At 33.4% G+C, this 13447-nt stretch carries 11 protein-coding genes and 1 pseudogene; 4 read left to right on the top strand and 8 right to left on the bottom strand.

The window, feature by feature from the left end:
• Positions 1–228: 228 nt before the first annotated feature.
• From HMPREF2893_RS02090 to HMPREF2893_RS11260, 5 genes and pseudogenes are all read right to left on the bottom strand, one after another.
• A complete protein-coding gene (locus HMPREF2893_RS02090; RefSeq protein ID WP_006152013.1) occupies positions 229–2076 on the bottom strand; it encodes a zinc-ribbon domain-containing protein in 1848 nt (615 codons plus the stop codon).
• 8 nt (positions 2077–2084) lie between these two features.
• Positions 2085–2798, bottom strand: a complete 714-nt coding sequence (locus HMPREF2893_RS02085; RefSeq protein ID WP_006151858.1) for a hypothetical protein — start codon at positions 2796–2798, stop codon at positions 2085–2087.
• The gene (locus tag HMPREF2893_RS02080; protein ID WP_006151537.1) at positions 2791–4461 is read right to left on the bottom strand and encodes a hypothetical protein; all 1671 of its coding nucleotides are present in this window, start codon (positions 4459–4461) and stop codon (positions 2791–2793) included. Before HMPREF2893_RS02080 ends, HMPREF2893_RS02085 begins: the two co-directional genes overlap by 8 nt.
• A complete protein-coding gene (locus tag HMPREF2893_RS02075) occupies positions 4458–6308 on the bottom strand; it encodes a hypothetical protein (RefSeq protein WP_025197155.1) in 1851 nt (616 codons plus the stop codon). Before HMPREF2893_RS02075 ends, HMPREF2893_RS02080 begins: the two co-directional genes overlap by 4 nt.
• Before the next feature lie 3 nt (positions 6309–6311).
• Positions 6312–7580, bottom strand: a pseudogene (locus tag HMPREF2893_RS11260) (site-specific integrase).
• Between the two features lie 900 nt (positions 7581–8480).
• On the opposite strand from HMPREF2893_RS11260, the gene HMPREF2893_RS02060 reads away from it, so the two are divergent.
• The 4 genes from HMPREF2893_RS02060 to HMPREF2893_RS02045 are packed head-to-tail and all read left to right on the top strand — an operon-like array spanning position 8481 to position 9725.
• Positions 8481–8726 carry a hypothetical protein gene (locus HMPREF2893_RS02060; RefSeq protein ID WP_001813542.1) on the top strand — a complete coding sequence of 82 codons (246 nt, stop codon included), beginning with the start codon at positions 8481–8483 and terminating at the stop codon, positions 8724–8726.
• Positions 8723–9058 carry a DinB/UmuC family translesion DNA polymerase gene (locus HMPREF2893_RS02055; protein ID WP_000806926.1) on the top strand — a complete coding sequence of 112 codons (336 nt, stop codon included), beginning with the start codon at positions 8723–8725 and terminating at the stop codon, positions 9056–9058. The genes HMPREF2893_RS02060 and HMPREF2893_RS02055 overlap by 4 nt, the downstream gene beginning before the upstream one ends.
• A gap of 12 nt (positions 9059–9070) precedes the next feature.
• Positions 9071–9439: a hypothetical protein gene (locus tag HMPREF2893_RS02050; RefSeq protein WP_000567222.1), complete on the top strand. Its 369-nt coding sequence runs from the start codon at positions 9071–9073 to the stop codon at positions 9437–9439.
• The gene (locus tag HMPREF2893_RS02045; RefSeq protein WP_001072467.1) at positions 9426–9725 is read left to right on the top strand and encodes a DUF5960 family protein; all 300 of its coding nucleotides are present in this window, start codon (positions 9426–9428) and stop codon (positions 9723–9725) included. Before HMPREF2893_RS02050 ends, HMPREF2893_RS02045 begins: the two co-directional genes overlap by 14 nt.
• Positions 9726–9842: 117 nt before the next feature.
• Here the strand turns inward: HMPREF2893_RS02045 and msr(D) are convergent, their stop codons facing one another.
• The 3 genes from msr(D) to HMPREF2893_RS02030 form a co-directional block, all read right to left on the bottom strand.
• Positions 9843–11306: an ABC-F type ribosomal protection protein Msr(D) gene (gene msr(D) / locus HMPREF2893_RS02040; RefSeq protein WP_070673943.1), complete on the bottom strand. Its 1464-nt coding sequence runs from the start codon at positions 11304–11306 to the stop codon at positions 9843–9845.
• Between the two features lie 119 nt (positions 11307–11425).
• On the bottom strand, positions 11426–12643 hold the full coding sequence (gene mef(A) / locus HMPREF2893_RS02035; RefSeq protein WP_000417519.1) for a macrolide efflux MFS transporter Mef(A): 1218 nt from the start codon (positions 12641–12643) through the stop codon (positions 11426–11428).
• Between the two features lie 385 nt (positions 12644–13028).
• The gene (locus HMPREF2893_RS02030; RefSeq protein ID WP_000873143.1) at positions 13029–13199 is read right to left on the bottom strand and encodes a hypothetical protein; all 171 of its coding nucleotides are present in this window, start codon (positions 13197–13199) and stop codon (positions 13029–13031) included.
• Positions 13200–13447 lie beyond the last annotated feature (248 nt).

The raw sequence follows: 13447 nt of genomic DNA, 5'->3' as shown, positions 1-13447 counted from the left end.
TATTTTTCAAGAAAATTATAGTTTTTCGGAAAGATGTTATAGGGGTTATATAGGTTAACTGGAAAAAATTTTTCTCGAAATAATGTACTTTATTCCCGTGAAAACTAAATCTTTCGCATACTAAAATTCTGTACACTATCTACTTGAAAACTAAAAATACAATCTTTTAAAATAATGTACTTTATAAAAATCTATGATAAAAAACAAGTTCAAATTTGAACCTGTTTTTTAAATTTTCCTATAAGGAACAAAATGTTCTCTTTTTCGTCTACGCCCTTTACAAAATATGCATGGCTCGATAGATCGTTTTACATTTGCAATCTTATCTACAATAGCCATTCTATAACGATGCTCTGGATTATTCTTACAAATCCACCAAAATCTTAATTGCGTATTATTTGGGATTCTTTCTGGATCCCCTAGAATAAGATTGTTAAGATAGTCCCACTCGTTCATCAAATCTTCAAATGAGATATTATCTTGTCTTTCTTTTAATTCTGCACAAAATGGACACATTTCTTTAAGATCTTTTGTCTCGGAATTTAAATACTTATTTAATATAATGCTGAAGCGCTCATGAAATTCGAAGTTACATTCTTTGCAGCGCCATAAATAAAACCTTTTTTCAGTTAATAATGGAACAAAACTATCTATTGAGACTTTATTATTTGGTGCCCACAATTTTGCTAGTTCAGGGTACAAATAATCAAATGTATTATACCCATTCAGAGGCTTATCGTTGTTACAGAAAGGACAACACTGAGAAACTTCTCTTCGAATTGGGATAGAACATAAATATGTCCCATGACACTTTGAACAATCCCACCAATATTTTTTCGTTTCTATTGTTGTCTGAGATAAATGAATAGGAATTTTATTTTTATCGCTCCATTCTTTGATGAGTTTTGGTTCTTTAAGGAAAATATTATTTTTAAATACCTCAGTCCTCCAGTCACATTGATTGGGACATGTTTGAAAGTTTTGATTTTCTAAATCGGTTCGACTGATCATTTCGGCTGGGCTACATTGAAAGTTGATTTTACAACAAGGACAAACCCAACTAACTACATTATTTGACTTAAACCAATATTCGGAAAAATCCCTTTCATTACTGAGGTCCCAAAATTCCCTCAAATAGGGATGTGTTTCATTTAGTGTATTAAAATCCTGAAGTTTTTCTCTATTTGAACAAAATGGACAAGACCTATCTGTTTTTTCAAATAGTGAGCATGAATACTCTCCGTGACAATTCGTACATTCCCATAACACATGAACATTAGATAATACATCAACTTGATTAGGTGTATTATTGTTCCTTTTAGACCACTCCTTGAGCATGGAAGAATTTAAAAAAGATAGAGGAGAAACATCAAAATCTTTATCCAATAACTCTTCAAATGAAGAATGACACTCCAAACAGTAATGACCACTTCTTTTAATTCGGTTCAATAATCTATCAATAGATAATTCAAATTTGCAATGACACTTATCACATTCCCAATGGATAGGTACTGTTATATTGTAACTCAGCTTCAGTTCGTTAAATTTAAATTTGTTTAAATGTTCGCTATAGATTTTAGCTAAATTTGGATAAATTGATTTGTAATCGCAATGATAGGAAGTTTCATTGCAGCCAAAATGAAATAAATCCCCACTTGTTAGTTGAAATAACCTCTTATTTGTCGCAGAATCTTTCCAACTTAATTGACACGTCGGACATTTAAAATTGAATTTTCTTTTACTATTGAACGGCAAGGTAAGAAGTTTCTCATCTAATTCTTCATCTCGCTCAATGCTGTAGTTTATATAATTTCTGAAATCGGGATAAACCTGAAGGACGCTCTCATTTTCATCAATGGAACGTTCACCTAATCCACAATGGGGGCAACACCTAAGATATTCATAACTGTCAAGCTGCACATCAATGATTTTCGCTTCCCAATGGTGTTGACAATAAGGGCAAGACCAATAGGCATATTTTAAACTATTTGACGATAATTTTTTGGGGTCAAGAACATTTCGTTTTTGATCCCAGTACATGTAAATAGCTGGATTATCTTTAACTTTCTTGTTCATTTCTTTCCTCATTTATAATTAGTTTTGCTGTCTAGTAAGTTTTTAATAGAAACCACTTTAGTTGATTTTTGAGGATTTTCTTGTTCAATAAGACCACCAGAATGAAAATCTATTTCTGAATCAGCGGTGATGATATTGTCTGCTAGGAAATCCTCACTGATAACCTTTTGAGAATATTTTAACAATCCTTCTTCTTTTAAAAGCTCATTCGCAATTTCTGGATAGACACTTGTTTTGATTATTTGTAATAGTTTTTGATTCTCATCACTTAACTCATTTTCTCTTTGTAGCTTCTGTTTTAAATCTTCATTAGTTGACTGTAGTTCAGAATTTAAACTACGTAACTTATCTGCTTCTTGTTTATAGCTGGCCGCAATGTTTGCTATTTTCTTGTAGTATTGGCTAATTTCCACCAATGCTCTTTTCATAGCACCTGGAGCACGATTTTTTGCCATAAAATTGTCAGGATCTATGGTCTTATAAGTAATTACAGCTTCATAATTTTCATCTTGGTATTTAATTTCACTTTCTTTTAAAAAATCCCTGAATCTTTTATTACGTCTAATGGTTGTATCCGCAACATTTTGATAGCCATTATTCCTAACATAGTCACCAAACCGAGGGATTTTTACCAAGCTTAAATCACAGGAACACTGGGAAATTAAATACTGTTCAAACAAATGAATCAATTCATCATCAGAAATTGATTTCTTTCTAGCCATTAGACTTATTCTCCTCTAAAGATAGTTGTTTAGCATTTAAGTAATCTTGATAGGTATTGCTAACTGTTTTTAATTTCAACAAAGCTTCTCCAATATCTTCAATATGACCTTTCCCTTGCCTAACTTTTCTAATCGCTTCATCTACAACCATAGCTTTTTCATCAACTGACTTTTTAAATGTTTTATCCATTGAAAAATAATCTTTACCTGCTTTACGGTAAAAAGGGCAGCTCGTACAAGCACCTAGTTCTGCATGCTCACTAATAACTTTCAGACAATCTGAATAATCACCTTTCGCAAAGCGGGGTGAGTAACACCGTCCTTTATTTTCTAAAGTGATGTATTGTCCTTGTGCTGTATAAAATGGCTGTCTCTTACTTATGGTGTAATTCGTATTCTTACTCGTTAGTTTACGATACATTTGATAACTACGACATTCAATAAATTGGCTTAAATTTGAAAAATAGTGAGATGAAGTTGTCACATCTTCATGACCAGCTAAAAGCATAGCTGTAACAGGACTAGCCCCTTCTGCAATTAAATTGATCATTGCAATGTGTCTCGTATCCCCAATATGAATCAAATTAATCTCGTTTTCATCTAATCTAGCTGGAAAACTAAAATAATTAACTTGATAACCGTATTTTTGAGAAATAATCTCATTAAAAAAATACCTCAAAATAGTATTGAGATTAGTGTAAGTTAAAAATCGGTTATTAACACCTGTTCGACGACCCCAACGGTTATAATGAGGATCAGTCACAAATAATGTATCTAATTTAGTAGAATTATTATTTTCCGTAAGTTTGAGGTAAGTCTTTATTTCAGAAGCTAATGAATTAGTAATTTCATAAGTATTCAAAGTATAATCTTCAGAAATTTTATGTGCAACAAGTCGATCCCTTCCTTTGATTATATTTCTCCTTAATGTAAGAAAATATTTTCCATCTTTCTCGGTTAAACAGTTTCTTTGTATTAAAAGAAATTCTCTTGGCCTTAAAGGTAAAATTGCTGTAATCTGCCACCAGAGATACAATGGATAATAAAATAGACGTTCTTTCTTAGATAATGTTTGAGACCAATAATCATTTAAAATGTCATTAAAAGTAAAATAGGATTGAAATTGCGCTAATTGTCTTTGCTGTTTTGACCTCTGCTTTTTTTGAAGGTTGATAGTTAATTTATTATCTAATTGCTCCAATAGTTGATTTAGTTGACTATCATCTGAACAGGGAAGATTTGAGAAAAAGTCAATACATAAACCAGGAAATTTTACAGAAATATTTTCTAAATCTAAAAACGTATCTTTGGTTGTATTTTTAATAATTTGTTTAATATCCATTAGAAATAGCTGTAAAGTTTTTAAAACATGTTGTTTCATTGAGAAAACAATAAAACTTTTTAAGTAATTGATAAATTCCTTATAAGACAACTGAAAAAATGATTGATAAAATCTCCTATATTGAAATTCAGAAATGTTAAAAAACAGGCTAATATTGGCATATTCATTTGTAGTTTCCCATTTCTTATGATCAAAATCGTAACTTAGAATAATTCCTTTATCAAAATAGTCATCGAAAACTTCTTTTGCTCGCAGAACACAATCACGGTCAAAAGTTTCAAAATAATTTTCAATTTTAAAAAGTTTAGCTTGATTGTTCAATTTATTAACTCCTTTATTATTTCTTCGTAATCATGTAACACGTCATCTCCATATTGCTCGCATAAAGCTTGCAACATTTCAGTTAAACAAGGTTTTATTTGTTCTTCTAAAATACTCCGAATTTTACCTTTTTCTAAATCAGTTCGAACTCTAGAGTATTGTTTGTTCAAACGATTGAATTCTCCTACTAATAACAATAAAGTAGATTTCGTTTGTAATTCATAATGACAACCGATGCAATGTTGCCTATCGTCATATGGACAAATCTTTCCAAGCGCAGATAAAAGACACATGCTTTCACCTTGTTTTGAGAAGGCTTCACCGTTTCCTATACGATGACAAATAGTAAGAAGTTGATTAGGCTCTGCTTCTTCTTCTACCAAAATCTTTAATGCCTTTTGCGATTTCACTTCTGCCTGAATGCTTAAAGCCAATGTTTTTTCAATCTCATTTGGTGTCAAATCTAACTGTTTAATCATCTGAGTCTGTTGACTAGGACTTAATTCTTTATACTTTCCTCTAGTTACAATCGTCAGGATCATTGATGGAATCATAGATAAAACACCTCGTTCAAATAGTTCTCTCGCAACCATTTCTGGTTTAAGCTGGCTTAGTTGGGCATCTTTTAGGTACGTTGTTGTAGTTTGTGCAAATTCATCGAATGAACCTTTATGGCTACGGGCTAATGCGGCTAAAAAATAGCCTTTAATATTTAACTCAGATTTTTCTTGCAAAACATCATCTGCTAACATGGCAACAGTTTGAAGATAGGATTTATTTGCAGATCTAGAACTAAAATTCCTTTCAAGAAATAAGTCTCCAATTTCTTTCCCCATATATCGATTAATTCGTTTATATTCTTTTATTTGTCGAATTAAAGGTTCATCATTATTATCTTTATTCAACTGATAATGAGCTTCACAGATAGCCAACAACGTTCCAATCAATACCTGACAACTCTCAGGGACCTGAAATTTAATCTGACTAATATTTTTAGTTCGCTTTGTTTTGTTTGGAGTAATATTTAAATAAGTTAAACGAGTTGTAATACTTAAAAGAGTTCTTCTTGCCTCACTGCTACTCCAATTACCACTTCTAACTGATTTTAGAACTTCTTTCGGTGTTCTAGGAAGTTGTGGATGTCCAAGTTGTTCTAAATCTGTTCCACGTAGCGCACATATAAAATGAAGTGCTAGAAATAGCCAGGTATCTGCGTAGTCTTTTGAGATTGCTGCTTTATAAAGCATATCTTCTTTTCTAATGTAATTGTCATTAAAAAGAAAATACAGTAATTCTAAATATTCGTCTAACTCATAAGCGTTAGTCTCCTGTTCTAATGTGTATCGAGGTGTAAATTCATATCTTTTGTGATAGTTACATCTCATTTTATTCATTAACCACTTTAAAAAATCAATAAAAACTTCGCCTTTTTGCTTTTCAAGTGCATATACTGCTTCTTCAACCAACAATTCAATCTCATTATCATTACAGAGAAATAAATCTCTTTTAAGATAAAAAGCAAGAAAATCTTGAACATAAAACATGTTTTCCTTAGATAAGTTGCTATCTTCTGAGTATTGCTGAAAATATTTGTAAGTTAATGGGAATTTTTGTTTAAATATAGGCTGAATTCCTGCTAAACCAGTTGGTCCAAGAAGATAATTGGTTATTTTTTCTATTAATAATTGAGCATCTTTATCTGAGATAGAATAGTTATCCAAATCAATCTCAATATTAAACCAATTGTTATCAACTAAAAACTTACTAATTTTGCCTTTATACTGTATATCGTTTTTTCCGAGTTCACTTAACAGATTTTCGATCAAAGATTTAATTGAATAAGTCATACATTACCTTTCTAACTTATCACCAAAAAGTTCATTTGCTCGCCAATTCATATAGTCAAAAACACCATTATTAACTTGACCATATTGTTTTGCGATTTCTCCTTTGTTTTGTAGATAAACCCAAGCACTCTCAGGCGATTTATCACCTCTTGCTGACATAAGCTCACTTATTTCAGAAACCCCAGATAATACTAACTGTGTCGTGTACCAGTGTCTGAAAATATGTGGGGAAATATTATGCTCCTGCAAAAGCTGCCCAAAAAAGACAACCTCTGCATCATCAGATTTTAAGAAGATTGGGATCATTTCGTCGCGAATAATCTTACGAAATCGTTGATAGTATACATCGTATGATAATGCTTTTCCTCGTCTGTTAAGATTTAAAGGTCCATAATCCTTCTCATACTTCTTACCTTCCAGATAAGTCATATAGTCATTATAAGTGTCTAAAAAGACCTCCAGAAAGATATAAGGTACTGCTTGAAGTCATTCCTTTTTAATCCGTCCAGTTGGCTTTAAATCGCTTCGGAGAGGTATTTCTTTTCGTAGATCGATCTCAATCTTAAATACTTGCCCATCACTTTGGTGAAACAAAATACCTGGCCCTAGAGGACTATCTTCACGTCTTACATTGCATGCTTCTGATGGTCTTAAGCCAACAAAGGCTCCCAAGGCCACAACCATGAGTAGATCTTTATGATAGTGTGCTATGTGAGAAAATAACATCTCAAAAGCACTATTTGGCATATCACGAAAAATAGCTTTCTCAGTGTTGCTATCATTTACGTATATTTCAAAATTTGGTTCTTTACGCTTTATAACCCGTCCTCTACTATTCGTAAAAGTTGTCGTAGAATACAATTCTTCTGCTTTTAACTTAGCCTTTCCCTCTCGCTCACTTAAATAAAGAGTTAAGAAGTCAAGAACTGCATTTACGCATTTTTCAACGGTGCTTTTCTTTCTTTTTTCTCTATCTCCTGGTAACTGAGATAATCCATAAAGCGTAAAAAATTCTCTAACCATTTCAAGTGTAAGTTGATCTATACTTTTAAGTCCAGAAGTACCAAATATAAAATTTAGAAACTTAACAACGTAAGAAAAGCGTTTATTCCCATCATCTGAAATAGACTTGATTCTTGAAGTAGATTTAACATAACGATGAAAATCAGTAAATTGTAAGTTGCCGTCATCGTGCTTCAGAACGATAAATTGCTTTGTCACGATGTTGTTATCACCTAAAACTAGTGAATGTTTATATACAACAAATCTCATGTTATCTCCTTGTTTAATATGACTGAAGGTTCTGACTGGGTTTTAGGATGTCAATACACAAAAAAACGATCAAATCAGTACCATTTTCCTTTGTGCTCTAAACTGCATAAAGGGAATATCGATGAGTACTTTCATTGATCGTTATTATTATTTGAATTAATTCAATAACAAAAGTAACTTCATCTAAGTAATAAGAGCAATTAATTAGCTCAGCAACAACGATAACCACAGCAACTCCTTCTAAACAATGAAAGGAATATCCGCCGTGGCTATCTATTTACTTTTTTTCTTTTACTTTTGTAAGTTACTTTTGTTATTTTTACTTTTTCTGTATTATATCATATTTTGATTAAATTGTCATCTGAGATAGTGATTTTAAAAAAACTGGAAATTTTTTTAATTGTATATTTTGACAATAAAAAACATTTTTATATCAATTTAATGATTTTAGAGCGTTTTTAGCTTATTTGATTTTAAAGTTGTCGTCTATTCCTCAGGATTACTTGAAGAACAGGAAAAATTCGACAACAAAGTAGTCGATCTATTCAGTTATAAAACCTATGAAGGTCTTTCTGCTGGAACTGGCCACTCCTACTTTGGAGATGTAGATTATACTCTTACTTATTCAACTGAGAATATCCCTCATGATTTCTCCTCATGTGCTGAGAGCTTTCTTCTATACTAATAGACGAAAGGGTGTGAAAATGATTTTTAAATGATACTGTGGAACGGAACAGTAGCCCTAGTATTGACTACTGTCGTTTCTATTCATATTGGCTATTCTAGGACTGAGATGAAAAAATCTATAAATGCTCAGAATAAAATTGAACCCGCAAATCTCCCCAAAACAATGGTGAGTCATGTACTTGTATTATTCCGAAAAAATACACCTCTGGTGCAGTGAGACAAATTGGTGTATCTTATAGTGGCTTCGTAGATGAAAGCTATACTCTACTATCACTCTTTGATGATGTAGAACAAATTGAAAAAGATAATAGACTTCAGACAGCTATTGATGTTGTCAGAGAACAGTTTGGTTTTTTAGCCATACAAAAAGGAACCGTCCTAACTGAAGGTTCCAGAAATATTGAACGCAGTAAACTTATCGGTGGTCATTCCGCGGGTGGATTGGAGGGATTAAAATGAAACAAGAAAAAAATACAGTACAATTTTCAGAAATCCGTAGCAAAGGATGTAATGATATTGAAATGCTTGAAAGATTTTTACATGGAATCGTTGAAACAGCAACTTCAAAACTTCGTCAGAGAAAACTCAAAACAACTGAAATATCGATACGACTAGTACATGCTAAATCTGAAAACCGATTACCATTGGAATTTACATTTAGCATTAAGCCAACAAGCTCATCTGTGATAATCTATACTGAGGTAATCAATCGCTTTAAAGAATGTTACACAGGTGGGGGAATTCAAGGTTTTACGATTCAATTTGATAAAAATACCCTTGCCTCTGCATAGAAAGGATTTGATATGATTGACCGTTCATATTTACCATTTCAATCAGCAAGAGAGTACCAGGATACAAAGATGCAAAAATGGATGGGCTTTTTCCTATCTGAACATGCATCAGCACTCTCTGATGATACAAACAAAGTAACGTACATGTCTGACTTATCACTAGAGAAGAAATTATTACTCCTCAGTCAAGTATACGCCGGGCAGCTACGCACACGCATTCAAGTGATTGAAAAAAACAAGCGTGTTTCCTACACTGGAACAATACCAAGTCTGACCAAAGATTTCATTTTGATAAAAACTACAACAGGTCACATCAATTTGAAATTAAAAGACATTATTAGTATTGAACTTGTCGAGGAGGTGCTCTATGAATCAGCTTGAGTTTCAGCGTAATCACCTACAAATGGACTATTATAGCGAGAGCTACCAAGATTTTGAACGTGACTTCTACCGCTACTCTAACATGAATATTCCATTGACCTTCCTAACTGATGATATCCTAAAAACAATGGCGACTTCACGTAAGAATTACTTTGTCCTCAATAAGGAAAAGTCCAGAGATAACCGCGATCACTTCTTCATATTTGAAGTAAGTACCGTAGATGAGAATCCGCTAATCTATCATTATACATATAAGAAAACTACAATATATTTAGCAGAAAAATAGGAGCAGTTCAATTGACTGTTCCTATTTTTAATATTCATAAAATCTAAAGTCTTTATACTCTTTAACAATGGAGTCGCCAACCAGAACAGACTATACTGACCAGCGACTACCTTAAATTTAATGTTTCAGATTTATTTTCTTATCTCTAATTTCATAAACTACATCTGCTACATTTTCGAGTAATCGTTTATCGTGGGTGATAAACACGATAGTTCCGGTGTACTCCTTCATTAGTATTTCCAAAGCCTCTAAACTTGGTATGTCAAGGAAGTTACTGGGTTCATCCATTATTAGGATGTTATATCTACCCATGAGCATTTTAGCAAGCAACAATTTTATAATTTCTCCACCGCTTAAAACAGATAAACTTTTTCCAATATCGTTCTGTTTGAACCCCATAGATGCTAGCACTGAACGAATTTCTGATATATTGTAGTCACAATCCTTCTGCATAAACTCCATAACATTCTGATTACTGTTGTACTTGTAACCATTCTGTGCAAAGTAACCTATTTTTGCCTTAGGCGAAATAGAAATTCCTTCTTCATGGTTTAAGATCATTTGGATTAAAGTTGTTTTTCCGATTCCATTACCACCAGTTAACGCCACTTTTGCTCCTAACGGAATTTGAAAAGATGCATTTTCAAACAGAGCCTTATCCCCAAATACTTTATTAATTTCTGCACCGACTATAGGGTATGGATTATGGAGCTCCAATGCTTTACTTTGCCTGAAACGAATTCTGCGAATGCCTTCCGGAGCTTCTACTTTTCCTAAGGCCGCAATCCTGTGCTCTAGGGTTTTAGCAGCATTATACATCTTTTTTTCCTTACTTCCTATTGATTTTTGATGAGCTAAACGCCCTCCGTCTTCAGTACTTTTTTTCTTTGAAGAACCTTTTGCCTTCTGTTCTATTTTACGAGCCTGTTTTCGCTTTTCCTCCGCAGCCCTTTCCAATCGGGCACGTTCCGCAATAAATTGTTCGTATTCTGTAGCTTGGCTCTTACGTTCTTCCTCTTTCTGACGAAGATAATCAGAATAGTTTCCCCAATACTCAGTGATTTTGCCATCTTTCAGTTCCCATATTTTATCTACTATTTCATCAAGAAAATAGCGGTCATGGCTAATAACTAACAGTGCACCTGTAAAATATTTTAGCTGTCCTATTAGAAAATCAATTCCTTCACGGTCTAAATGGCTCGTAGGTTCATCCGCTAAAATACCATGAACCTGTGCCGATAAGGCCTGTGCTATTTTAAGCCTTGTTTCTTCACCACCGCTCATAGTCTGTATATTTAATTGCTCAACACCTAGCTTGCCTACAAGTGCAAAATCTTTTTCCTCCTGCAGAGTTACTTCGTCCAACTGGGGAATATAGGCAAGTTCACCCAGACGATTCATTTTACATCCTGGGGGAGTTAATTCTCCTAAAAGTACCCTGAGTAAAGTGCTTTTTCCAGCACCATTTGCTCCTACTAAACCAATACGGTCATAATCATATACTTCTAATTCATTTATATCTAAAACATCGCGTCCTTTGAATTCCACACGAATGTCTTTTGCTTTTAATATTAATTCCATAACATTTCCTCCTGTCTATAATCGCATGCTTTCATTTGCTTGTATGCAGGGAAAACCCTGCGATTTTAGCAGGAAGAGTTACATGAAAATAAGATACATAAATATTCCTCCAATATTGTTTATTTTAAATCTAATTTTCTAACCTCAGTTATCATTTGGCAAACTATAGCAATGCCAATAATTAAAATACCTGATAGTAAAAACCAATGATTTACACCGATTTTATCAGCAAAGAATCCAGAAAGAATTAACCCAATTGGCATAGCAAGTGACATGATACTTCCGATCAAAGAAAATACACGTCCTAAATATTCAGGCTTAATTTTCTCCTGAAAAAGAGCTGTTTGCACACCGCTATAAAATGGCACCGAAAGCCCCATTATTGCACAGCAAACTACGAATATTACAAATCCATTTGGAGGAAGTATTCCCGAAACGGCTAAACTGGTCCCCATTATAAAAAATGAACTTGTTATTAGTAATACATGCTTTTCGAAGCCCCCTAATCTTCCTAATAATAAGCCTCCTGCTAGCATCCCAAATGCAAAGGAAATTTCCGTAATAGAAATATGCACAGGCGTTCCATTAAAGTGTTCCATGCTTATTAAAGGAAATAGTGCATTGATTGGCATATAAACAAAAGTATATAGTGTTCCTAAGAGTAATAAGGCAAACAATCCTTTGTTTTGTCTCAGAACCACAACTCCTTCTTTCATCTCCCTTATGAAATTTGGTTCTAAACTTTGCACTTGATTACCCAGCTTAGGTATACGTACAATTGCTACCGTAATAGATGCAATCACAGCACCCAATACGTCGATGGCAATAATAGCATTTAAATCCCAAACGGAGTATAAGAGTGCTGCAACTGCCGGACTAACAATATAGCTTATAGACTGCAAAGACTGACTATAGCCTGCGCATTTCGTTAGCTGTTCTTCTGGTACTAAAAGTGGTGTAACCGCATTGAGTGCTGGGGTATGAAAAGCTGTTCCAATGCTACGGATAAACAATACTATCATAATCATCCAGACAGGTAGCTCCATACAGAATGCAACAATAGCAAGCACTGCACCAGCTGCTGCGATAATTAAATCGGCACCAATCATTATCTTCTTCCTATCATGACGATCCACTAGCACACCAATGGCAGGTCCCAAAATCGCATAGGGTAAAAAACCTACTAATGAAGCCATAGACAAGACCATCGCAGATCCTGTTTTTTCTGTAAGGTAAAAAATAATCGCCATTTGCAGGATGGCACTAGTGATTAATGATACTGCTTGCCCTGCCCATATTGCATAAAATTTTCGTTTCCAATTGTTGTATTTTTCCATTTATATTATCTCCTGCATATTATTTTGCTTGAATTTCTATTTTTAATAGCATTCTAGGCAATAAAAAATGCAGGCCAAACCCCACAATGTGGCTTTTGGTCTGCATACATACAATTTGGAAACATTCATATTAAAGACATAGTTAAATAAAGGTATAGTTAAATAACCAATATCCTCACCGTAACTAATGAATGCTCAATATCGTATAAATAAGCACAACAAAAAAGCCTATCATCGGGTATAGATTCTGCTTTTTTTATTGCCAGCTTATCTTAAACGCATTGAGGCTGTCATAGTTTCGGTTCCTCCTACATCTTTGTTTATATCAATTTATAGTATAACACAACAAGATGATATGTTCAATATAAAAGTTATGGAATGAGACTCATACTTCCAATTCGATGCCAGATTTAAAGGATATGACGAAGTTTTCTTCATAGACTGTAACGCTCTGGATTATCTTCCTTAGTAGCAAGCGATTAGCTTTCACAAAATCTTCTGTTTGTAGTTTTAAAAATTCATCAGGATTTTCTAACTCAACCTCAAAATATTTCATTTTACATTCCCTCATTTCATTTATTGATAAATTGAGTTTGCAAAAAAGAGTGGACAATTTTTGTCTACTCTTAACCTTTAAAATAGTTTTTTTTAATCGATTTGAAGTTGCCTAAATTATTACTTATTCGGTAAAATGAAGTATTGCTTTCAACAGATTTCCTTCAACTACACTTCACTTGATTCAAACAAGGTGGGTACATTTCTATTCCCACAAACTCCTTGTCAATGGAAACAAACACGTACCCA

The organism is Streptococcus sp. HMSC072C09, assembly GCF_001813105.1.
In the GTDB taxonomy this organism is placed as follows: domain Bacteria; phylum Bacillota; class Bacilli; order Lactobacillales; family Streptococcaceae; genus Streptococcus.
Note: the sequence above shows the minus strand (reverse complement) of the source record. Positions and strands in the feature narration are given on the sequence as shown.

Bases quoted from the DNA above. Each gene is read 5' to 3' on its own strand.
- HMPREF2893_RS02090 (WP_006152013.1), bottom strand. From the start codon at position 2,076: ATGAACAAGAAAGTTAAAGATAATCCAGCTATTTACATGTACTGGGAT.
- HMPREF2893_RS02085 (WP_006151858.1), bottom strand. From the start codon at position 2,798: ATGGCTAGAAAGAAATCAATTTCTGATGATGAATTGATTCATTTGTTT.
- HMPREF2893_RS02075 (WP_025197155.1), bottom strand. From the start codon at position 6,308: ATGACTTATTCAATTAAATCTTTGATCGAAAATCTGTTAAGTGAACTC.
- HMPREF2893_RS02055 (WP_000806926.1), top strand. From the start codon at position 8,723: ATGAAACAAGAAAAAAATACAGTACAATTTTCAGAAATCCGTAGCAAA.
- HMPREF2893_RS02050 (WP_000567222.1), top strand. From the start codon at position 9,071: ATGATTGACCGTTCATATTTACCATTTCAATCAGCAAGAGAGTACCAG.
- HMPREF2893_RS02045 (WP_001072467.1), top strand. From the start codon at position 9,426: ATGAATCAGCTTGAGTTTCAGCGTAATCACCTACAAATGGACTATTAT.
- HMPREF2893_RS02030 (WP_000873143.1), bottom strand. From the start codon at position 13,199: ATGAAATATTTTGAGGTTGAGTTAGAAAATCCTGATGAATTTTTAAAA.